This is a genomic window from Streptomyces poriferorum (assembly GCF_019399235.1).
Taxonomy (GTDB): Bacteria; Actinomycetota; Actinomycetes; order Streptomycetales; family Streptomycetaceae; genus Streptomyces; species Streptomyces poriferorum.
Window position 1 is genome coordinate 1 of record NZ_JAELVH010000110.1, and the last position, 19672, is coordinate 19672.

General features: G+C 68.5%; 19 protein-coding genes and 1 pseudogene. 8 read left to right on the forward strand and 12 right to left on the reverse strand.

The features are described 5' to 3' along the window. Positions 1-116 precede the first annotated feature (116 nt). From JGS39_RS19860 to JGS39_RS19885, 6 genes are all read right to left on the reverse strand, one after another. A complete protein-coding gene (locus JGS39_RS19860) occupies positions 117-2144 on the reverse strand; it encodes a DUF4962 domain-containing protein (RefSeq protein WP_219570531.1) in 2028 nt (675 codons plus the stop codon). A gap of 6 nt (positions 2145-2150) precedes the next feature. Further along, complete coding sequence (locus JGS39_RS19865) at positions 2151-3908, reverse strand: heparinase II/III domain-containing protein (protein ID WP_219570532.1); 1758 nt, start codon at positions 3906-3908, stop codon at positions 2151-2153. Next, the gene (locus JGS39_RS19870; protein ID WP_219570533.1) at positions 3896-4663 is read right to left on the reverse strand and encodes an SDR family NAD(P)-dependent oxidoreductase; all 768 of its coding nucleotides are present in this window, start codon (positions 4661-4663) and stop codon (positions 3896-3898) included. The genes JGS39_RS19865 and JGS39_RS19870 overlap by 13 nt, the downstream gene beginning before the upstream one ends. 40 nt (positions 4664-4703) lie before the next feature. Further along, the gene (locus JGS39_RS19875; protein WP_308120544.1) at positions 4704-5528 is read right to left on the reverse strand and encodes a carbohydrate ABC transporter permease; all 825 of its coding nucleotides are present in this window, start codon (positions 5526-5528) and stop codon (positions 4704-4706) included. Between the two features lie 91 nt (positions 5529-5619). Further along, complete coding sequence (locus JGS39_RS19880) at positions 5620-6609, reverse strand: carbohydrate ABC transporter permease (protein ID WP_103759610.1); 990 nt, start codon at positions 6607-6609, stop codon at positions 5620-5622. Beyond that, the gene (locus JGS39_RS19885; protein WP_103759611.1) at positions 6609-7898 is read right to left on the reverse strand and encodes an ABC transporter substrate-binding protein; all 1290 of its coding nucleotides are present in this window, start codon (positions 7896-7898) and stop codon (positions 6609-6611) included. The genes JGS39_RS19880 and JGS39_RS19885 overlap by 1 nt, the downstream gene beginning before the upstream one ends. A gap of 158 nt (positions 7899-8056) precedes the next feature. Between JGS39_RS19885 and JGS39_RS19890 the strand changes: the two genes are divergently transcribed. Together JGS39_RS19890 and JGS39_RS19895 are read left to right on the forward strand one after the other, a co-directional pair. Beyond that, the gene (locus tag JGS39_RS19890) at positions 8057-9145 is read left to right on the forward strand and encodes a LacI family DNA-binding transcriptional regulator (protein WP_219570535.1); all 1089 of its coding nucleotides are present in this window, start codon (positions 8057-8059) and stop codon (positions 9143-9145) included. 233 nt (positions 9146-9378) lie between these two features. After that, the gene (locus tag JGS39_RS19895) at positions 9379-10734 is read left to right on the forward strand and encodes an MFS transporter (RefSeq protein WP_236063471.1); all 1356 of its coding nucleotides are present in this window, start codon (positions 9379-9381) and stop codon (positions 10732-10734) included. A gap of 71 nt (positions 10735-10805) precedes the next feature. Here the strand turns inward: JGS39_RS19895 and JGS39_RS19900 are convergent, their stop codons facing one another. Then, positions 10806-11441, reverse strand: a complete 636-nt coding sequence (locus JGS39_RS19900; protein WP_219570536.1) for a GNAT family N-acetyltransferase — start codon at positions 11439-11441, stop codon at positions 10806-10808. Between the two features lie 211 nt (positions 11442-11652). On the opposite strand from JGS39_RS19900, the pseudogene JGS39_RS40965 reads away from it, so the two are divergent. Further along, positions 11653-11857 (forward strand): annotated as a pseudogene (locus tag JGS39_RS40965) (MBL fold metallo-hydrolase); the annotation flags it as partial. Positions 11858-12018: 161 nt separating this feature from the next. On the opposite strand, the gene JGS39_RS19905 reads toward JGS39_RS40965, so the two are convergent. After that, on the reverse strand, positions 12019-12639 hold the full coding sequence (locus JGS39_RS19905; protein WP_219570537.1) for a TetR/AcrR family transcriptional regulator: 621 nt from the start codon (positions 12637-12639) through the stop codon (positions 12019-12021). A gap of 109 nt (positions 12640-12748) precedes the next feature. Between JGS39_RS19905 and JGS39_RS19910 the strand changes: the two genes are divergently transcribed. Next, positions 12749-13408 carry a peroxiredoxin-like family protein gene (locus JGS39_RS19910; protein ID WP_219570538.1) on the forward strand — a complete coding sequence of 220 codons (660 nt, stop codon included), beginning with the start codon at positions 12749-12751 and terminating at the stop codon, positions 13406-13408. Between the two features lie 235 nt (positions 13409-13643). On the opposite strand, the gene JGS39_RS41925 is transcribed toward JGS39_RS19910, so the two are convergent. Beyond that, entirely contained in the window at positions 13644-13790 is a 147-nt protein-coding gene (locus JGS39_RS41925; protein WP_219570539.1) for a hypothetical protein, read from the reverse strand. 275 nt (positions 13791-14065) lie between these two features. Then, positions 14066-14464, reverse strand: coding sequence for a DUF302 domain-containing protein (locus JGS39_RS19920; protein WP_124276066.1), 399 nt, complete (start codon positions 14462-14464; stop codon positions 14066-14068). 163 nt (positions 14465-14627) lie between these two features. On the opposite strand from JGS39_RS19920, the gene JGS39_RS19925 reads away from it, so the two are divergent. Genes JGS39_RS19925 through JGS39_RS19935 form a run of 3 tightly spaced genes read left to right on the forward strand, consistent with a single transcriptional unit; the run spans position 14628 to position 17143 of the window. Continuing rightward, complete coding sequence (locus tag JGS39_RS19925; protein ID WP_219570540.1) at positions 14628-15992, forward strand: MBL fold metallo-hydrolase; 1365 nt, start codon at positions 14628-14630, stop codon at positions 15990-15992. 45 nt (positions 15993-16037) lie between these two features. Beyond that, positions 16038-16403, forward strand: a complete 366-nt coding sequence (locus JGS39_RS19930; RefSeq protein WP_124275304.1) for a rhodanese-like domain-containing protein — start codon at positions 16038-16040, stop codon at positions 16401-16403. Further along, positions 16400-17143, forward strand: coding sequence for a sulfite exporter TauE/SafE family protein (locus JGS39_RS19935; RefSeq protein ID WP_124275303.1), 744 nt, complete (start codon positions 16400-16402; stop codon positions 17141-17143). The genes JGS39_RS19930 and JGS39_RS19935 overlap by 4 nt, the downstream gene beginning before the upstream one ends. A gap of 21 nt (positions 17144-17164) precedes the next feature. On the opposite strand, the gene JGS39_RS19940 is transcribed toward JGS39_RS19935, so the two are convergent. Then, on the reverse strand, positions 17165-17443 hold the full coding sequence (locus JGS39_RS19940; protein ID WP_124276065.1) for a metal-sensitive transcriptional regulator: 279 nt from the start codon (positions 17441-17443) through the stop codon (positions 17165-17167). Positions 17444-17531: 88 nt separating this feature from the next. Here JGS39_RS19940 and JGS39_RS19945 point away from each other — a divergent pair, with 88 nt between their 5' ends. Then, positions 17532-18101, forward strand: a complete 570-nt coding sequence (locus JGS39_RS19945) for a rhodanese-like domain-containing protein (RefSeq protein ID WP_219570541.1) — start codon at positions 17532-17534, stop codon at positions 18099-18101. Between the two features lie 476 nt (positions 18102-18577). Here JGS39_RS19945 and JGS39_RS19950 read toward each other — a convergent pair whose 3' ends face one another. Further along, entirely contained in the window at positions 18578-18808 is a 231-nt protein-coding gene (locus tag JGS39_RS19950; RefSeq protein WP_219570542.1) for a hypothetical protein, read from the reverse strand. Between the last annotated feature and the right edge of the window lie 864 nt (positions 18809-19672).

A 19672-nucleotide genomic window follows, 5' to 3' on the forward strand; every position in this document is an offset into this window, starting at 1 on the left:
CCCAGGGCCAGCAGGCAGAACGCGGCGCCTGCCAGCGCCGGCTGTGCGACGAACTCCATCGCCCGCAGTGCACCGCGTTCCCAGCCCTTCATGACGTGCTCCCGGTTCTCGGTCGGTCAGATGTTCAGAAGGCCCGTGAAGGGCTGGTCGGCCCGAAGCCTGCTACTGCCGTCGATCTCGATGCTGCGCGCCCGTACGGCCGCGAGGTGCGTACCGGAGAGGAGAACCGCCGCCGCGTCGGCGCGTACGCGCTCCGTCTCGATGACCCCCGTGCTCGGGGCGAGGAGGACGAGCTCGCTCTCGGCGCCCTCGCCGACGGACACCGCGTGTCCCTGGTCCGAGGGCAGGAGCACTGCCCGGACCGGATGCGGGTCGAGCGACCCCGCACTGTCTAGGACGGTCAGGAACGTGGCCGTACTGGTCCTCGGGGTCGTGAGACGCAGGGTGTGCATCGTCTTGCTGACCTTGAGGCTCGGAGTACTGGAGGTGGGGTTCGCCTCCACCTCGGTGCGCTCCTGGGCGGCCGCGGCGTCCGTGGGCAGGAGCCGGGTGAGCCGTGCGCTGCCGGGCCCCGACTCCAGCCGCCAGCCGTCCGGGTCCAGCTGGGTGGTGGGCCAGTCGGTGTGCAGCAGGTAGGCCCACTCGCGCGGTGAGTCGGCCTCGAGCTCGTCGAGGATGACGACACGCCCGCGCGGAGTCACCACCAGCGTACGGTCGATGCGCCGCACCCCCAACCCCTCGGAGAACATCGCCGCGGACTCCGACGTGGCATGGGCGAACCCGCCCTCCGCGAGCACGTCCCGTACGCGCGCCCGGCGCTCGTACGGTATGCCTTCGTACACGTGGTAGCGGCCCTCGTCCGCCCACCCCTGGCCGTCGACCAGGATCAGGTTGTGGTGCCCGGCGCGCTTCTGGTTGCTGTACCCCTCGTCCACCGCGAGGAAGGCGCCGTGCGAGTGCAGGACGAAGGCGCCGGCATCGGGGTGGTGGTGGCCGGCGCTCATCGCGTCCCAGCCGCCCGCGGCCTTCAGCCGGTGTCCCTCGTCCCAGGCACGGTGGCCGCCGCCGGGCGCGGCCTTGAAGCTGACGCAGGTGGCGGCGTTGTCCCAGCCCGTGCGCGCCGTGATCTGCCCGAGGTCCGGGAAGTACGCGGTGAGGGGCTCCCGGTCGGGGGCGACGGGCACCACCTCCGGGTCGTACCAGAGCAGTTCGAGGAAGGCTTCGGGCATGACACCGGGGCGCACACCCGACTCGTATGCCTCGCGCCAGAAGTGACGCTCCGCGACCAGATCGCCCAGCCACTGCGCTGTACCGTCCTGGTAGGCGGAAGCCAGACGGTAGTAGAGGGCGACGCTGTGGCCGCTGCGCCGGTCATGGCAGTCGCCGTGGTCGATGTTCTCCTCGAAGCCCGGCGCGCTCTGGTGCAGGCGCCAGTGCGTGGTGTTGCGCAGGAACCCGCCCGTCGACCAGAGATCTGCCCCCTCCTGCTGCTGCACGAGGTCGGTGTGGATGGCGAGCCAGGGCACGCCGTACCGCCAGTAGACGACGCCTTCGGAGTCCGAACCGTCCTCGGGGAGCATCCCCAGGACCGTCTCCAGATTCGCCCGGGCCGCCTTGGTCCACTCGGGACGTCCCAGTGCGTAACCCGCGGTGGCGATACCGGTCCAGCAGATCCAGTTGTGGTTCTGCCAGTAGGCGCTCGACCACCAGCTGCCGGTGGTCTCCTCGGCGTAGGAGTGGAGCCGCTCCCCCTGGAGTTCCAGTTTGGCCCGCAGGATCTCCCGGCGTTCCGGCTCCAGGTCCTCACCCAGCCAGGAGTAGGCGAGCGAGAGACCGTGCAGCAGCCAGCCCGCGTCCAGGTCGTGGTCGGGCATATGGGCCCGGCCCCAGTGGGGGAAGGCGACGCAGGTCGAGATCCAGCGCCACGCCTCCTCCAGATATCCTCGCTGCCCGGTGAGCCGGTAGGCGAGTGCCAGGTTGGCGGCGGCGGGCCCGAAGTAGGTGATGCTCGCCTCGGGGTGCTCCGTGGGCGGCGACTGTCGGCGGTACCAGTCGCACTGTTCGTACAGTCGGCGCCACTGGGCGGCGCGCGCGCCGTTCAGCTCACTGCGGAGCAGTTCGAGTCGCCCTTCGAGAAGCAGCATGCGGCCTCACCTTCCGATGGAGTGGGTGGCGACGGTTCCGTCGGCCAGATCGATGTGGACGGTTCGTTCGGACAGGCTCACCCGGCGGATGGGTGGCGTCGCTTCGGCGGACTGGTAGACGGAGACGAACACAGCGCGCCTGCCGGTGGTCGCCCAGTCAACTCCCCGGCATGTTCGCGCCGGGTCGTCGGCGGGGCCCGGGTGCGCGACGACGGTGAAGTCGGCCGGCGGACGTGACACGTGCTGCCCGGTCATGACCGCGCTCTCACTGTCGCCCCAGACGGTGCGTGCACGATCGGGGCCCTGGGCCACGACGTGGAAATCGGTTCCCGGGCGTAGCTGGGCTGTGAGCAGTCGCTCGTCGTCGGCTTCGAGGACGAGGATGTCGAGGAGGTACCGCGGGTCGGTGACGATCCGCCGGATGGCGGACACGCCGTCGTAGGCCCCGGTGCATCTGCCGGTGTCGCCGTCGAGGACTGCGTCGCAGGGCGCCTGCTCCGAATCGTCGACGCGGAAGGTCGGGTGGGCCTTCGTGCCGGCGTAGTACGTCCGATAGCTCCGGTGTGCGTAGGGGACCTGTCCCGGATCCGGCTGCCAGGCGGTGCCATCGTCCGCGTAGAGGTAGAGGGACAGCTTGTCCAGGTGCCCGTGCCCTCCCCCGTGCGGTCCGGCATCCAGGAGCGCGTGGATTCCGGCCGAACGGAACACCGCGAATCCCGTGTCCGGGAAGGACCTCCGCGGGGTGCGGGCGGGCAGCGGGGGTCCGCTGAACCAGCCTGCGAGGTCCGCGGGCAGCTCGGTGGCAGTGTCCCGGGCTGCGGCTCCGGCCACCGCCGCCAGGGGGGCACCGGCGAACAACTGATCTGCCAGTGTCGCCACTTCGCAGATCTCGGCGGACTGCGCTTCACGCCGGTACGGGCCGTCGTGCAGGGCCGGCAGGGTACCGGCAGGAGTCGCGATGCCGGCCAGGGCCGTGATCATCGCGCCCAGCACTCCGGCGATGTCGCCGGGCAGCCGCTCGGGGTTGCTGCCCCGCAGGGCGAGGAGATACGCGTGCAGGACGAAGAGGTGGTAGTAGGTGCTGCCCTCCCACTCCCAGCCGTCCTCGTGCATCGCCGTGCGCATGTGCTTGAACAGGCCGTAGTGATCTGCCAGTTTCACGGTGTCGGGTTCGACGCCCTCGATGGCGAGTGCGGCCGACCGGCAGCAGGTCTCCGCGGCGGCGAGCCATGCCGTGTAGTTGGAACGGCTCTCCCCCTTCTGCCGCAACTCCGCGCGTGCCTGACCGGCGGACTCCCCGAGTGACCGGAGGAAGGGCAGCAGGGCGCCGAGCTCGGCGCGCATCCCCCCGTGTGCGGCGAGCGTGCGTACGGCGTGGGAGACGGCCACCGCCCAGATGGCTTCGGTGAGGGCCTGGTGGAAGAGCCGGCCGTGCAGCATCCAGTCGGCCGCACCCGGGTGCGTGCTGGGAAGACCTGCGTACAGCTCCGCGTACTCCAGGAGCAGCCACAGTGCCTCGGAGCGCTCGGCCGGCCCACCACAGGCGAGATGCCGCAGACGCTGGGCGGCAGCTTGATGGGCCAGTACGGTCCGCGCCCCGCGCACCGCCTCCGTGTCCACCCGGCAGCCGTACCGACACGCTGCCCCGGTGCTCGGGAAGGGGTCGCCGAGCAGATCGCCGTGGTCGAGCTCGACACCGTGTGACGGGCACACATAGGCGTGCCACCAGCCGCCCCGCTCGCGTGTGATGGTCAGCGCGGCCATACACCACCGCCGATGTCGAGGGTGGCTCCGGTGATGTACCCGGCCTCGTCCGAGGCGAGGTAGACGGCCGCACCGGCGACGTCCTCCACCGTGCCACCACGGCCGATGGGAAGCTTGTCGACGATGCCCTGCTGAACCTCGGGCGAGGTGAACGTGTCGTGGAAGGTGGTACCGCCGATGTACCCGGGGGCGAGCGCGTTGACGGTGACGCCGGTGCCTCCGACCTCCTTGGCCAGCCCCTTGGCGAAGCCGATCACTCCGGCCTTGGCCGCGGCGTAGGCGGCGGCTCCGGGGCCGCCGCCGTCGTGGGCCGCCTGGGAGGCCATCAGCACGAAGCGGCCCGAGGCGCCCGCCTCCTTCAGGTACGGCAGTGCCGCCCGGCACGTGCGGAAGACGGAGAAGAGATTGACATCGACCACACTGTGGAAGTGCTCTTCGCTCATCTCGGCGACCGGAACCCGGCCTACGAGGTGCCCCGCGTTGGCCACCACGATGTCGAGTCCGCCGAGAAAAGCGACGCTCTCGTCGACGAGTCGCGTGACCTCGCCGGGGTCGGTGACATCAGCGGCGAGACATGCGGACTTCCGGCCCATCGCGATGATCTCGGCCACCACCCTCTCGGCGGCATCGGCGGAGTGTCCGTGATGAACGATCACGTCCGCGCCGGCCCTTGCCAGTCCGAGCGCGACCGATGCGCCGATTCCGTGGCCTGCACCGGTGACGAGCGCTCGGCGACCTGTGAGATCAAAAGGCATGAGAATTCTCCATGGTTATGTCGCAAAGGAAGAGGCGGGGCTATTTGATGCCTGAGTTGGCGAACCCCTGGACGAAGTAGCGCTGGGTGAAGAGGAACAGCACCACCATCGGAACGGTGGCCAGCGTCGTGCCCGCCATCAGGTACGCCCAGGCGTTCTGGTCGGCCTGCTGGAAGGCGGACAGACCCACCTGGATGACGCGCAGGTCGGTGTCGCTGGTGATGATCAACGGCCAGAGGAAGTTGTTCCAGCTGCTCTCGAACGTGAGCAGTGCGACGGTGGCGATAGCCGGCTTGACCAGTGGCGTCATCACCCGTGCGTAGATACCGAACTCACCCATGCCGTCGATGCGGGCGGCCTCCTCCAGCTCACGCGGCAGGGAGAGGTAGAACTGCCGGAACAGGAAGATGGCGAACGGCGTCAGCGCACCCGGGACGATCAGACCCCACCAGGAGTCGAGCCAGCCGTGCCCGCCCCGCCCCAGATAGTCGTTCCCGCCGAAGAACGGAATGCCCTTGGCTATCAGGTACTGCGGAACGATCTTGGTGTACGTCGGAATCATCATGGTGGCCAGCACCCCCATGAACACCACGGTCCGGCCCCGGAACGCCACTCGGGCCAGGGCGTACCCCGCCATGGACGCCAGGGCAAGGTTGAGCGCCGTGTGTCCGAGCGCGATGAGCAGGCTGTTCCTGAAGTACGTGCCGAAGGGGGCGTATTCGAGCGCCTCGGAGTAGTTGCTCCAGTCCCATACCTGCGGAAGCAGGTTGGGAGGATAAGAGGCCAGGTCGGGATCGGTCTTCAGCGAGGTGATGACCATCCACAGGAAGGGGACGACCATCGCGAGCGACACTGCCACGAGCACCAGGTGCAGGGTCGTCCTCCGCAACCGGCGGGCGAGCAGAGGACGGTTCGCAAGCAGGGTCCCGCGAGCCGTGGCCCCCCGAAGGAGCTTCTCAGCGGACATCGTCTTCCTTTCCGGTGAGACGCCGGCTGATCAGCATCAGCACCAGCAGGAACGCGAACAGCACCACGCTCTGTGCGCAGGCCGCGCCCATGTTGAACTCCTTGAACGCCGTGCGGTAGATCTCGTAGGTCATGACCGTGGTCGAGTTGCCGGGCCCGCCATCCGGCGTCAGCACGTACAGCTGGTCGAACGCCTGGAAGGAGTCGATGATCGACACCACCAGGACGAAGAACGTCGCCGGCTTCAGCAAGGGCAGCGTGATGGAGAAGAACTGCCGGATCTGCGAGGCTCCGTCGATCCGGGCCGCCTCGTACACGTCCTCCGGCATCGCCTGCAGGGCGGCCAAGTAGATGAGCATCTTGATGCCGATGCCCTTCCAGATGCTGACGATGATCACTGCGGTGAGCGCCCAGTCCGGGTCCGCGAGCCAGGTCGGCCCGTCGATGCCCGCCCAGCCGAGCATGGTGTTGACCACACCGAGCCGTGGTTCGAACATCCACATCCACACGAGCGCGATCGCCACCGTAGCGGTGACATGCGGCATGAAGACGGCGGTGCGGTACCAAGCGGCGGCCCGCATCTTCACGCTGAGCAGGATGGCCAGGACCACCGCGATGGCCATGGCGACGGGCACGGTGAAGAAGGTGAACACCACCGTGTGCCAGATGGAGGCGTTCCACGTCTCGTCGTTGAAGATCTCCTGGAAGTTGTCCAGGCCGTTGAACGTGACCGTGCCGGCGAGGATGTCGTAGTCGGTGAAGGCCAGCGCGAAGGTCGCGACCACGGGAATGCCGATCCACCAGACGAGGTGAATGACCGAAGGCGCGAGCATGAGCACCGCCGCCCGGCGCCGGTCGTGACCGAACTTCTTCGCACGGGGCGGGCGCCCGCTCCGGGAGGGCGCCGCACGCTTGGTGGAACGATGCACTACCGGCCCGTCCCTGCTGGTATCGGCGGCCGAGCTTGTGAACGTCGGCATCAGGCCCCCTTGGCGATGATCGCCTCGGCCTTCCCGGCAAGCCCGTGGAGGGCCTCGGCGGGAGTGGCCTTGCCGAGCAGGGCGCTTTCCAGCGCCGGCTTGAACTCCTCACGGATCTCGAGCCAGGTCGGCACCCCGCCCTCGGAGAAGGCGTGGTCGAGGTTGTCCACGGCGAAGGAGACGAGCTTGTTGCTCTTCACGTACGAGGAGTCGGCCGCGCTGAGGACAGCCGGGATGTTCCCACGTTGCTCGGCCGCCTGGGGCGACACCTTCTCGCCGGACAGGAACTCCACCAGCTTCTTGGCCTGCTCGGGGTGGCTGGTTTTCGCCGACATGGTGGCCAGCGTGCCGCCCTGGAAGAGCGCGGGACGCTGCTGGTTCAGCATGAATCCGGCGACCTTATCCTCGGCGATCAGCTCGGGCGCGCTCTCGGAGATCTGCCGCCACATGTCGTTGTGGCCGATCATCATGGCCGACCGCCCCTGCACGAGAGGAGCGACGACGGCCCCCTTCTGGGTAAACCCGTAGTCCTCGATCTTGTCCGTACGAATGATGTCCACCATCCACTGGAGGGCGTCCACGGCTTCGTCGGAGTCGAGGACCGGCTTGCCGCCGTCGAACAGGTCGGCTCCGTGGGCCCACATCACAGGGAGGTAGGTCTGTCGGAGGTCGTTGCTGAGGATGTCGACGCCGGCCCGTGTCAGCTTGCCGTTCTTGCGGACCGTCAGCTCCTTCGCGATCTCCTTCAGCTCGGTGAGGTCCTTGGGCGGTGCGTCGATGCCCGCCTCGGCGAAGATGTCCTTCCGGTAGATGCCCATCCTGGTGTCGAGCAGGATCGGGCGGGCGTAGACCTTGCCGTCGTATACACCGGGCTGGGTCACACGGGGGTTGTACAGCCGGGCCAGTTCGTCCTCGGTCGTCTCCAGGTCGGCCAGAACCCCCTTCTCCGCGAAGGGCGGTATCCAGCCGACACCCATGAGCATGACGTCGTAGGGCTGACCGCCCACGATCGAGGTGGTCAGCTTCTCGTTGAGCTTCCCGTACTCGGTGTAGTCGACCTGGACGCTGACGCCGGGGTTGTCCTTCTTGAAGTCGGCAAGCAGGGACGTGAGGAGCTTCTGTCCGTCCGCGCGGTCGAAGATCGGCGTGAGCAGGCGCAGCGACGCACTGCCACCGCCCGACTTGCCGGGGGCAGCCCCGCCGCACGCGGTCAGCGCGGCGCCGGCAACCGCCGCGGCGCCCAGACCCAGCAGGCTTCGTCTGGACAGGGAAGAGGGATGTGAACGCATAACTGACTCCCGACAGCAGAGCATGCACTGGGTGGGTGAGACTTGCGTTGATCGCGGTGCACCGATTTACTGGTGCATCGATGCATGAGACTAGGAACACCCATACTTGATGTCAACATCGTGGAAACAATGGGTTTTCAAGGAGAGCGGGGGCAGCTGTGGCCGGAACAACGATTTACCAGGTGGCGCAGGAGGCGGGAGTCTCACCCAGCACGGTGTCCAATTTGCTCAACGGCCGCACCGGCAAGATGCTCCCGGAGACCAGGGCACGGGTCGAGACGGCGATCCGGCGTCTGGGCTACCGACCCAACCGGGCCGCCCAGCAGTTGCGTACCGGGCGGATCCAGATGCTCGGGCTCATCGTGCCGTCTGTCGCCAACCCGTTCTGGGGCACGTTCGCACGTCACCTCGAAGCCGCCGCCCTGGCGGAGGGTTTTTACATGCTCCTGTGCAACAGCGAGCGTGACCGAGACCGTGAGCGCCACTACGTCGAGGAACTCTGGGGCGACGGCATCGGCGGTGTGGTCCTGTGCTCCTCACTCCCGTCGCTCGACCACGTGAAGCCGACTGTCGAGGCGGGGCTCAGGCTGGTGGCCTTCGACCGCACCGCCCAACCCGGGGACCCGCACAGCGTGGTGAACATCGGGACGGACAACGTGCTCGGAATGCGCCTGGTCACAGAGCATCTGCTGGGGCTCGGACACCGCAGGCTGGCCTTCGTGTCCGGGTCGATCGGCAGCATCAACCGGGCCGAACGCTACAGCGGGTTCCAACAGGCCATCGAAGCCGCCGGCCTGCCCCAGGAGGCCGGGATCGTGTGGTCGGGAGCGGACACCCTGGACTTCGACGACCGGGACACGGCTGAGCTGGGACGCTCAGCAGCGCGCGAACTCCTGGCGGCCGCCAATCCCCCGACCGCGATCGTCGCCATCAACGACATGTGCGCGCTCGGTGTCATCGCGGGCGTGAGGGAGGCTGGCCTGACCGTGGGCCGTGACATCTCGGTCGTGGGCTACGACGACATCATGCTCGCGAGCATGGCGATGCCCGGGCTCACCACCGTACGGCAGCCGGTGGAGGAGATGGCATCCACCGCGTTCACCAAGTTGAGACAGGGCATGGAGAGCACCGCTGACTCGGCAGGGCACTCCGTGCTTCACCGGCCCCGGCTCATCGTCCGTGACTCGACTGCGGCGTCGGCTGCCCTCGCCGTGAAGACTCCCGCGCACCAGGGCGGAACACGTTGAACGAGGACCCCTGAACCAGGAGTCCCGGAGAACCGCCCGACGGGCCCGAAACCGAGCCGCCTGGGCTACGGATCGCTGGTAGCGAACAGCACTCTCCACTGTGGCAGTGGCCGGTCCACTGCCACAGCGCACTGACCGGCCGGGGCCAACCAGACATCCACAGCGGAGCCGATCCCGGGGACCTGCCCTCACGACACGCCTGCCATCCCTGCCGAGCCCTGGAGGCGATCCAGTTGAGTACGGGACGAGGAGCCGAATCCTCTTCCGCAGCCGCCGTCGGCGACGTTGCCGAAGCCCCCCTCTCCGGAGGATCCCTGTTCTCCTCGCTGAAGGTCAGGAACTACCGACTCTTCTTCCTCGGCCAGGTCGTCTCCAACAACGGCACCTGGATGCAGCGCATCGCCCAGGACTGGCTCGTGCTCAGCCTCACCGGCTCCGCAACCGCCGTGGGCATCACCACCGCCCTGCAGTTCCTGCCCCTGCTGCTCTTCGGACTGTACGGCGGCGTCCTCGTCGACCGCATGCGCAAGCGCCCCGTACTCGCCCTCACCCAGACAGTCATGGCGCTCACCGCTCTCGCCCTGGCCGCCTTCACGCTGACAGATCAAGTCCAGGTAGGGCACGTCTACGCCGCCGCGTTCGCAGTCGGCCTCGCGACCGTTCTCGACAACCCTGCCCGCCAGTCCTTCCTCTCCGAACTGGTCGGCCCGGATCAGCTACGGAACGCCGTCGGCCTCAACTCGGCGAACTTCCAGTCCGCCCGCCTCATCGGTCCCGCCGTGGCGGGACTGCTGATCACGGGCATCGGCACCGGATGGGCGTTCCTGCTCAACGGCCTCTCCTTCGTCGCACCCCTGACCTGCATGCTGCTGATGCGCACGGCTGAACTGCGCGCCGTCGAGCGTGCCCCGCGAGGCAAGGGACAACTACGCGAGGGACTTCGCTACGTCGCCGACCGCCCGGAGCTGCTGTGGACCATTGTTCTGGTCGGGTTCGTCGGTACCTTCGCCCTGAACTTCCCAGTCCATCTCTCCGCCTTCACCGACGACGCCTTCCACTCCGGTGCCGGTACCTACAGCCTCCTCAACACTCTGGTGGCGGCCGGCTCCCTGGCCGGTGCGCTGCTCGCCGCCAGGATCGGAACTGCAGGACTTAGACTGCCCTTCCTGGCCGCGCTGGCTTTCGGCATCGTGGAGATCGTGGCCGCCCTCACTCCGTCCCTGTGGAGCTTCGCTCTGCTCATGCTGCCCATGGGGCTGTTCGCCATGGTCGTCAACGTCAGCACGAACACCACCATCCAGACGTCGACCGACTCCACGATGCGGGGCCGTGTGACGGCCCTCTACATGATGGTCCTTCTGGGAGGCGCCCCCGTCGGCGCTCCGGTCGTCGGATGGATCACCGACACGTACGGGCCTCGCGTCGGCCTTGCGACGGCCGGCGCCGTGGCCGCCTGCACCGCCACGACAACAGGGCTCGTCCTGGCCAGGGTCGGCGGCCGTAGCGTGGCGATCGAGTGGAGCAAGCATCGCCTACGGGTTCGGATCACGTACCGGGAGTCAAGGCCGGAGAGAGAAGGCCCTGCATGACCCGAGCATCTACGCACGGGTATCCGGGGTGCGTCCGGACCCGCGGGCAGGACGAACCACATCCGACCTGGTCAGCCTTCGCCCTTGCGGCGCGCCGCCTCGTCCACGAAGGCCACCGCGGTGGACGGGCCGCCGGGCCCGCCGTCCGGTGAGGGACCAGCTGCGTCGACACCGTTCCGAGTTCCCGCACGCCACTCCTCTTCGAGGATGCCGAACACCAGGGAGTCCCGCCAGCCGTCCCGGATCCATGCCGTGTGTCGATGGTGCCCCTCGTACGTCATACCGAGCTTTGCCAGCACGCGGGAGGATCCAAGGTTTCGGGGGTCGCAGGTGGCGTGGATCCGGTGAAGCCCCAACTGGTCGAACCCGAGCGAGAGAAGCAACCGCCCGACTTCTGTGCCGATGCCTCGGCCCCATACCCGCGGATGCACGAGGTAGGAGATCTCACCCTGCCGCCGTGTGTGACTACGCACATGCAGCTCGCCCATACCGACGACGGCACCTCCGCAGCGGGCCACATGGGCGAACCGCCGCCGAGGTTCGTCCGACCACGCCGCGACCGCGGCCTTCACGAAGTGGCGCGTCTGATCCTCGGTGTTCGGCCCCCAGGGCTGGAAACGACAAGCCTCGGCGAGGCCGGCCCATGAGTGGACGTCCTGCCAGTCGTCGAAAGCGATCTTGTCCAAGGTCACCGAGTACTGGCTCATGGGTAGATCGTGTCAGACGGGTCGGGCAGGACGGCGCACTCAGGAAGCACGTCTGATCGCCCCTGGGCAGTGATCGCAGAAGGCGACGGAGCGGGATCGTCAAGCCCCGCCGCCGCATAGGCGTGGGCGGGCAGTGCTGTCCCTGCTGCTGGACGAGGATGGCCAGGGCGGCGATCGAGGTAACCGGCCGGGTGAGGCCGGCTGCGATCGCACCCCGGGCCACACCCCGCACCACGCCCTCCTACGCCCTGCACGAGGCTGGGCGCCCGGTGGCCGCCCCCCACGGAGGGTCGCTGCTGATCGGCACGGCGGGCCGCCTGGACCTGGTCCAACCGTGCCTGACCGAACAGCTCTCCCGCGCCGAGCTCACCTCCGCCCACCGCGTTGCCTCCGGCCTGCCGGACGAAACGGCGGTGCGGGGCGGAGTTCGGTCGAGTGTCAGGTGGGGTCACCGGGCTGCTCCACTGGAGCAGGAGGCTCAGCATTCCGCTCGGCGGAGCGGGCTGAGGGCATGACGCAAAGGTGAACTGGCCGTCCGGCCTCTGGGCCAGGCCGACGGCCCCCGACCGTGTCGCTTTCATGTCCCGCGCAAGCACCCTGCTCCACCGTGCGGAGCAGTGATCGCGGCGACAGCCGCGGTGACGCCCTGGCGCAGTTCCGAGGCGTCCGCCCCGCATCGGGAGCGCAGGTTGACCCCGTGTGCCAGGAGTGCCAGGAACTCGGCTGAAGCCTCAAGGTCGACGCCCGGGTTCAGCTGTCCCTTCGACCGCGCCACGGCGAGTGACGCGTACATGGCTTTCCGGAGCTTGTCGTTCTGGCGCTCCAGAACGGCACGGATGTCCGCATCAGCGTTCTCGGCGCCGACGTGGGCATTGGAGATCATGCAGCCCCACCGCGCGTGCTCACCGGAGCACCGGGCATCGACAAGGGAGAGGAAGAAGTCGGTGACACCCGGCAGTCCCCGCTCGTCCTCGGCGAGCCGTTCGAGGCTCGGGGCGGACCGCTGCTCGGTGTACCGCTCCAGCGCTGCCAGGTAGAGCCGACGCTTGCCGCCGAAGGTGGCATACAGGCTGGACCGGCTCAAGCCGGTCACGTCGACCACGTCCTGGATTCCCGTGCCGGTGACGCCCTGCCTCCAGAAGATCCTCACCACAGCTTCGAGGACCGCGTCCGCATCGAAGTGCTTGACATCAGGCATGCTCACCCACCCTTCCCAGCCACAGAGGCCCAAGATACTCGCCTCCCGCACGGAACGGCGCTATCTTGAACCGATCGTTCCGAGATTTGCGTACCGGAAGGAAGCTCCCATGGGCCTCAACACAGAACTCCGCGCCTTCTACACCAGCCGTCAGGCAGACATACCCGATCACATCCGAGCGATCATGGAACGGGCCGGCCGCGACCTCGCCGAATCCGGACAGGCCGACCAGGCACTGCCCGTGGGGCACAGGGCGCCCGACTTCACCCTGCCATCGGCGGACGGGGGGACGGTTCGCCTTGCCGACCTCCTGGAAGCCGGGCCCGTGGTACTGACCTTCTACCGTGGCGCCTGGTGCCCGTACTGCAACCTCGCCCTACGCTCCCTCCAGCAGCACCTCGACGCCATGACCGAGCGCGGAGCCCGCCTCGTCGCAGTCTCACCCCAGATCGCCGACGAGGCCCTGTCCGTCGCGCAGAAGCACGCCCTCACCTTCGACGTGCTCAGCGACGTCGGTTCAGGTACCGCCAAGCAGTACGGCCTCGCCTTCGACCTGACGGACGAACTCGTCGCCGTGTACGAAGGCTTCGGCATGGACCTCCACCGCGTCAACGGCGGTCACGCGCAGACCCTGCCGGTCCCCGCGACGTACGTCATCGACCAGGACGGCGTTATCCGTTGGACCTTCGTGGACACGGACTACACCACCCGCGCCGAGCCCGCCGACGTCATCGCGGCTCTCGACGCGCTGGGCACTCCGACCGCCTGAACCCGGTCATCGCCTGTCGGCGCATCGCCAACTCGGGCGTGCCCGTCGCCCCCAACGGCTGCTGCTCGGAAGGCGGCGTGGCGGGAACCCTCCCGAAGAGGCAGACGGCCTCGGCTCGGCGCCGCAGCCCTCCGGCGACGGAGAGGGCTGCGGCGCTTCTGATCCCGCGGACCTGAAGGCCACCGGCACCACGATCGGCGGAAAGCCGTTCGACGCGAAGTCCCCATGGGCAAGCTCACGTCAGCGTCCACACCGTCGGGCGCGCGATCGCCGGACTGCCCCTCGCCAGCGGCGAGATCGCCATGCCTGACCCCTCCCCGACACCGCCCCACACACCGAGGTCGGCCGGCTCGGCACCGCCCTCGACCACATGCTCGGCCACGCCGAAGACGCCCTCATCCGCCGCCAGGCCAGCGAGGAACGCCTGCGGCACTTCGCCGCCGACGACGGCCGCAACCTACGTATCCCCGATCAGCACTGGAGGCCCCGGGCCGCAGCAGGCCATGATCTTGCGGGCCGACGGCGAGGCCAAGACCGTGGATCTCGCTTTCCATGCCTCCGGAGCTCGGTGCGGCTTCCACAGTTTCGCTCGACACTGCCAGGGCAACGGTCGAGGGCGCCCCCGTCGAGCCTGCACCACCCAGGGTGCTGGCGGTGCTATGCCTGCCGCTCGGTGAGGGCGGACAGGGCTGCGTCCAGTCGGCGGGTGGCATCTTCAGCAATGGGCTCGAGGGCGTCCTGGCCGGTCAGAGTGACCATCGTGGCGGGGTCGAGGGCCTGGACCGCGATGCGCGCACCGTCGCTACGGACGACGACGTTGCAGGGCAGCAGCAGGCCGATGGAGCGGTCCACCTCGATCGCCTGGTGGGCGAGCGGCGGGTTGCAGGCGCCGAGGATCAGGTAGTTCTCCATGTCGTGGCCGAGCTTCTCCTTGAGCGTGGCCCGCACGTCGATCTCGGTCAGAATGCCGAAGCCCTGCTCGGCCAGGGCCTCCCTTACGGCCCTCACGGTCTCCTCGAAGTCGCTGTACACGTACACGGTGCGGCTGTAGGTCATAGTCATCGCCTCTTCCTCGTCCGCTGGTCCCACTTCACGCGGAGGTCTCCGGGTACCCGCCCGGTTACGACTACCCCCTCACGAAATATACCCCCCGGGGTACAGGTGTTACGGTGAGGGTAGATACCCCCTGGGGTAATTTCCATGCGAAAGGAGTATCCGCGTGTTCTTCGTTGACACCATTGAGCTGGAAGGTCTCGGCAACCGCAGCTATCTGGCCGGCGGTGAGCGCACGGCGGTGGTGGTGGACCCGCCGCGTGACATCGACCAGGTCCTGACGACAGCCGCCCGGCGCGGTGTGCGGATCTCACACGTGGTAGAGACCCACATCCACAACGACTACGTCAGCGGCGGCCTGGAACTCGCCCGGATCACCGGCGCTCGGTACCTCGTGCCGACCGGTGCGAACGTCCCGTTCACGCGGGTGGCTGTCGCCGACGGCGACACCGTGGAGATTGACACGGGCAGCCAGGTGGCGCTGGTGGCAATCGCGACCCCCGGCCACACCCCACACCACACCTCGTACGCGCTGCGCGAGGCAGGGCGTCCCGTGGTCGTCTTCACCGGCGGGTCGCTGCTGATCGGCACGGTGGGCCGGCCGGACCTGGTCGAGCCGCGGCTGACCGAACAGCTCGCCCGCGCCCAGCACGCCTCCGCCCACCGTCTGACCTCCGGCCTTCCGGACGAGACGGCGGTGCTGCCCACACACGGCTTCGGCAGCTTCTGCTCCTCAGCCCAGTCCGAGGGAGAGGAGAGCACCATCGGCAAGGAGAAGAGCACCAATGCGGCGCTCGCCGTCGATGTGGACACCTTCGTCGCCGACCTGCTGGCAGGGCTGGAGGACGTGCCCGCCTACTACGCGTACATGGGCCCGGCCAATACCGCAGGTCCGGCGCCGGTAGATCTGACCCCGCCCGCGCTCGCGGACCCCGCCGAGATCGCTGCGCGGCTTGCGGCCGGGGAGTGGGTGGTCGACCTGCGCAACCGGGTGGCCTTCGCCGAGGGGCACGTGGCGGGGTCGTTCAACTTCGAGGCCGACGGCAAGATCGCCACCTACCTCGCCTGGATGATCCCCTGGGGCAAGCCGGTCACCCTGCTCGCCGAATCGGCCGAGCAGCTCGCCCACGCCCAGCGCGAACTGGTGCGGGTGGGCATCGACCGGCCGGCTGCCGCTGCCACCGGTGGCCCCGCCGCATGGCTGCCCGCCGGACAGACACCCGTCTCCTTCCCGCGCTCCACCTTCGCCGGGCTCGCCGCACAGGACAGCGACGGGGTGGTGGTCCTGGACGTGCGCCGCGACTCCGAGCGGGCGAACGGCTGGATCGAGGGATCGGTGCACATCCCCGTCCACGAGCTCCACGGCCGCCTTGCCGAGGTGCCGCAGGGGACGGTGTGGGTGCACTGCGCCGGCGGAATGCGCGCCGCGATCGCCGCATCCTTGCTGGACGCGGCAGGCCGGGCTGTCGTCGCCGTCGACGACGGCTTCGACGCCGCCACCGACGCCGGCCTGCCCCTGACCACCGGCTGACCCCCATCCACCGCACGAGATCCAAGAACGAGAGGGGAGAACTCGATGTTCCTCTTCTGCCGCAACCAGTCCCGCGTCAGCGTGGAACAGGCCCGTAGCCGTACCAGTGGCCAGGCCCCGGACGCGGTCCTGCTCGACGTCCGCGAAAAGCCGGAATGGACCGTCGGCCATGCCCCCGGCGCGGTGCACACCCCGCTGTCGAAGCTCGTCGCCGGGAGCGACCTGCCGCCCGGAACAGCGGGCCGGCCGCTCGTGGTCATCTGCCGCAGCGGACACCGCTCGCAGCAGGCGGCCGAACTCCTCACCCGGCGCGGAGAGCAAGCAGTGGACGTCAAGGGCGGCATGAACGCGTGGGCCGCCTGCGGATACCCGGTCAGCGACGAACGCGGGAACAGCGGCCGGATAGCGTGAGCGCCCTCGTTCTCGCCCTCATCGCCGGAGCCGTCATCGGCCTCGCCCTCGGAGCCCTGGGCGGCGGCGGCAGCGTCCTGGCCGTGCCCGCCCTGATCTACCTGCTCGGCTTCACCCCCGCTGCGGCCACCACCGCCAGCCTGATCATCGTGGCCGCGACCTCCGCCACCGCCCTGTACGCCCACGCACGCGACGGCCACGTCGCCTGGAAAGCCGGATCACTCTTCGCCGCCGCGGGCATCATCCCCGCCTACCTCACCGGAGCAGCATCCGGCCACGTGCCCGAAGCGGTCCTGACCTCAGCCTTCGCGGTGATTGCCGCACTGGCGGCGGTGCGTATGTTCCGCCCCTCCGCGTCAGAGCCGGCGGGCCGGACACGGGCCGGCAAGTCAGCCGGGGCAGGTGCAGGACTCGGCGCGGTGACCGGATTCCTCGGCGTCGGCGGTGGATTCCTCGCCGTCCCGGCCCTGGTGAGCGTGCTCGGCCTGACCATGCGCCGGGCGGTAGGCACCAGCCTGCTCGTCATCACCGTCAATTCGCTGGCTGCTCTGACCGCCCGCGCGGGAAGCGGCGGCGGCCTCGACTGGGCGCTGATCGGCCCCTTCACCGGAGCGGCGATCCTCGGCGCCTGGGACGGCAAACGCCTCAGCGCCAAGGTCTCCGGCAACAGCCTTCAAAGAGTCTTCGCCGGCGTACTCCTGGCAGTGGCCGTGTTCATGCTGATCGACGTGATCGCATGAACACACCAGCCACCGCCGCACTCAGGCCAGAGACAGAAACAGCTTCTCCAGCCGGGCCCGCATCTCGTCCCGGTCGCCGGCCGCCTGCCCGCCCTCAGCCATGCAGTGCTGCAGGCCAGTCGCGATGATCGCGAACCCGGCCCGGTCCAACGCGCGGGAGACCGCCGCGAGCTGCGTGATCACATCCTCGCAGTCCCGGCCTTCCTCGATCATCTTGATGATCCCCGCGATCTGTCCCTGAGCCCGCCGCAGCCGGTTCAGCACCGACTTCAGCTCGTCGGCTGCCATCTCAAGCTCCACCATTCACCTCCAAGAAATACCCCTAGGGGTATCATACCCGGGTGCGGACATCCACCCCCGGGAACACCACGGAAGGACCACTTCGCACATGAGCACCACCCCCACGGCCCTTATCCCCGCCCAGGCCGCCGCACGCCTCGACGACTACACCATCATCGACGTGCGCACCCCTGGCGAATACACCGCAGGCCACCTCCCCGGCGCCCACAACATCCCCCTCGACCACCTCCACACCGCCCTGCCCGCCCTCAAGGCAGCAGCCACCCGCGGCAACCTCCTCATGGTCTGCGCCTCCGGCAACCGTTCCGCAATCGCCTGCACCGAACTCGCCGCCGGCGGCATCCCCGCCACCACCCTCACCGGCGGCACCACCGCCTGGGCCGCCGAGGGCCACGCCCTCCACCGCCCCGAAAACGCACAGGCCCCCTGGCCCATGGAGCGCCAGGTCCGCTTCGCCGCCGGATCCCTTACCGTCCTCGGCCTCGCCGCGGGCATCCGCTGGCACCCCGCCCGCTGGCTCTCCGCCGCCATCGGCACCGGCCTCGTCTTCTCCGCCGCCACCAACACCTGCGGCATGGCCGCCGCCCTCGCCAAACTCCCCCACAACCAGCCCCGCACCACCGACCTGGACGCCACCCTGCGAACACTGCAGGACTGACGCACCGTCGACAACGAAGAGATGGCGGCCAGTTGGCCTGAACCCCACTCAGTGTCCATCGGCCGTCACACCTGCCCGCCGAAGGACACTGCCACGTGTGTCCGGCACCCGCGAGCGCACGATCCGCGGGGTCGGGCGCGGCTGGACCGAGCCGGTCCGACGCTCACTCCCCGACCACCCCGACGTCGATGCACCAACCACGTGACCTGTCCACCACGGCAGGAACGCCATCCGGAATCCGCCCCCCGAACCGGTCGACCAGGGACTGCACCGGCGGTATACCTCCGGGGTACGTACGCGGATGTACATGGTCCGGGAGGTCGCGTCGACGCCCGTGATGGACGCGCCCGGCTCGTCGGCGAGCCACTGGCCCACTGTTTGCTTGGGGATGCCGGTCCATGCGCTGAGCCGGAACGGGAGCTCCGTGTGGCTGTGAGCGGAACGAACATGCCGACGAACAGCAGGACCGTGGCGTCTTATGTGCTGCGGGCAGGCCGTCCGGCCGCCTTGTCGGCCTCCACGCCGTAGCCGAGTGAGGCGAAGACCACCATGCCCCCGAAAACCAGGGCGAACAGGTTCGACACGAACAGCACCGGCGCGCCCAGCGCCATCCAACCGGAGAGCTGTCGCAGACACACCCCCGCCACCGCCCGGGCCGGGCCGACAGCAACTGGGCTCCCGCCGGGCTCGCGCGACAGTCCGCTCACCACAGGGTGTGCGAGGGCTGACCGGCCCCGTCGGCTCACTGCCGTCGGCGGCCGAAGAGTCGTCGTCGGTCATCAGAACCTCACGATCCCGCAAGGCATCGGCTGAGCGCCAGGCGCTCGACATCGAGGTTGCAGCACTCTCGTCGAGAACGAGGCGGCCGACGAGCCCGCACTGTCGTATAGAGCCGAAAGGCGCCCGTCAGCCGTGGGAGTCCCCTGGGACTTTTCTGGGACTTTCAGCCCCATCAACCGGCACGAGCATGAAAGAGCCGAAAGGCCATTCGTGCAGGTCAGCAGCCTCCACACTCCCATCACAGCAGGTCACGGCACTCGTTGGTCTCTTCCGGGACATCTGAAAGCCTGCAGAAGAAGCACCGTCACACCCCTTCTGACCTGCACAAATGTGAGGCGAGGAGGGGCGTGACGGAGTCTCTGGGACTTCTCTGGGACTTTGAACCTGGAGCGACGGCTTCAGTGCACCGCGCTCTTCACGTGATGAGTCATCGGAACGATGTCGGTCTGATCGAGTCTCGGAAAAGCCCAGGTCAGAGCCAAAACTTTGGGTTCACTGTCCGTATGCAAACGCCCAGAGCGTCAAATGAGCGTTCCGGAGGTCGCGCAGGACTTCGGGATCTACTAGACGACGTTGGCGAGTTGGGTCTCGCCGGCCAAGCGGGCCACTGTCGGCAGGGGAGAGTACGAGGCCGAGGAGCTGGGCCTGCTGCAGGCCGAAGACGCGCAGTTGAAGAGAAGGCCAACAAGGAGCTCGGCATGGAGCGTGATGTCCTCAAACGCTGCATGGACCGAGAGTGAAGTAGCCGCCACGGACCCAACCGCCGTGGCCGGGGGGTGTCTCTATGTCCT

Bases quoted from the DNA above. Each gene is read 5' to 3' on its own strand.
- JGS39_RS19900 (WP_219570536.1), bottom strand. From the start codon at position 11,441: ATGAGCCAGTACTCGGTGACCTTGGACAAGATCGCTTTCGACGACTGG.
- JGS39_RS19910 (WP_219570538.1), top strand. From the start codon at position 12,749: ATGGGCCTCAACACAGAACTCCGCGCCTTCTACACCAGCCGTCAGGCA.
- JGS39_RS19930 (WP_124275304.1), top strand. From the start codon at position 16,038: ATGTTCCTCTTCTGCCGCAACCAGTCCCGCGTCAGCGTGGAACAGGCC.
- JGS39_RS19885 (WP_103759611.1), bottom strand. From the start codon at position 7,898: ATGCGTTCACATCCCTCTTCCCTGTCCAGACGAAGCCTGCTGGGTCTG.
- JGS39_RS19920 (WP_124276066.1), bottom strand. From the start codon at position 14,464: ATGACCTACAGCCGCACCGTGTACGTGTACAGCGACTTCGAGGAGACC.
- JGS39_RS19860 (WP_219570531.1), bottom strand. From the start codon at position 2,144: ATGCTGCTTCTCGAAGGGCGACTCGAACTGCTCCGCAGTGAGCTGAAC.
- JGS39_RS19905 (WP_219570537.1), bottom strand. From the start codon at position 12,639: ATGCCTGATGTCAAGCACTTCGATGCGGACGCGGTCCTCGAAGCTGTG.
- JGS39_RS19865 (WP_219570532.1), bottom strand. From the start codon at position 3,908: ATGGCCGCGCTGACCATCACACGCGAGCGGGGCGGCTGGTGGCACGCC.
- JGS39_RS19880 (WP_103759610.1), bottom strand. From the start codon at position 6,609: ATGCCGACGTTCACAAGCTCGGCCGCCGATACCAGCAGGGACGGGCCG.
- JGS39_RS19945 (WP_219570541.1), top strand. From the start codon at position 17,532: ATGAGCACCACCCCCACGGCCCTTATCCCCGCCCAGGCCGCCGCACGC.
- JGS39_RS19870 (WP_219570533.1), bottom strand. From the start codon at position 4,663: ATGCCTTTTGATCTCACAGGTCGCCGAGCGCTCGTCACCGGTGCAGGC.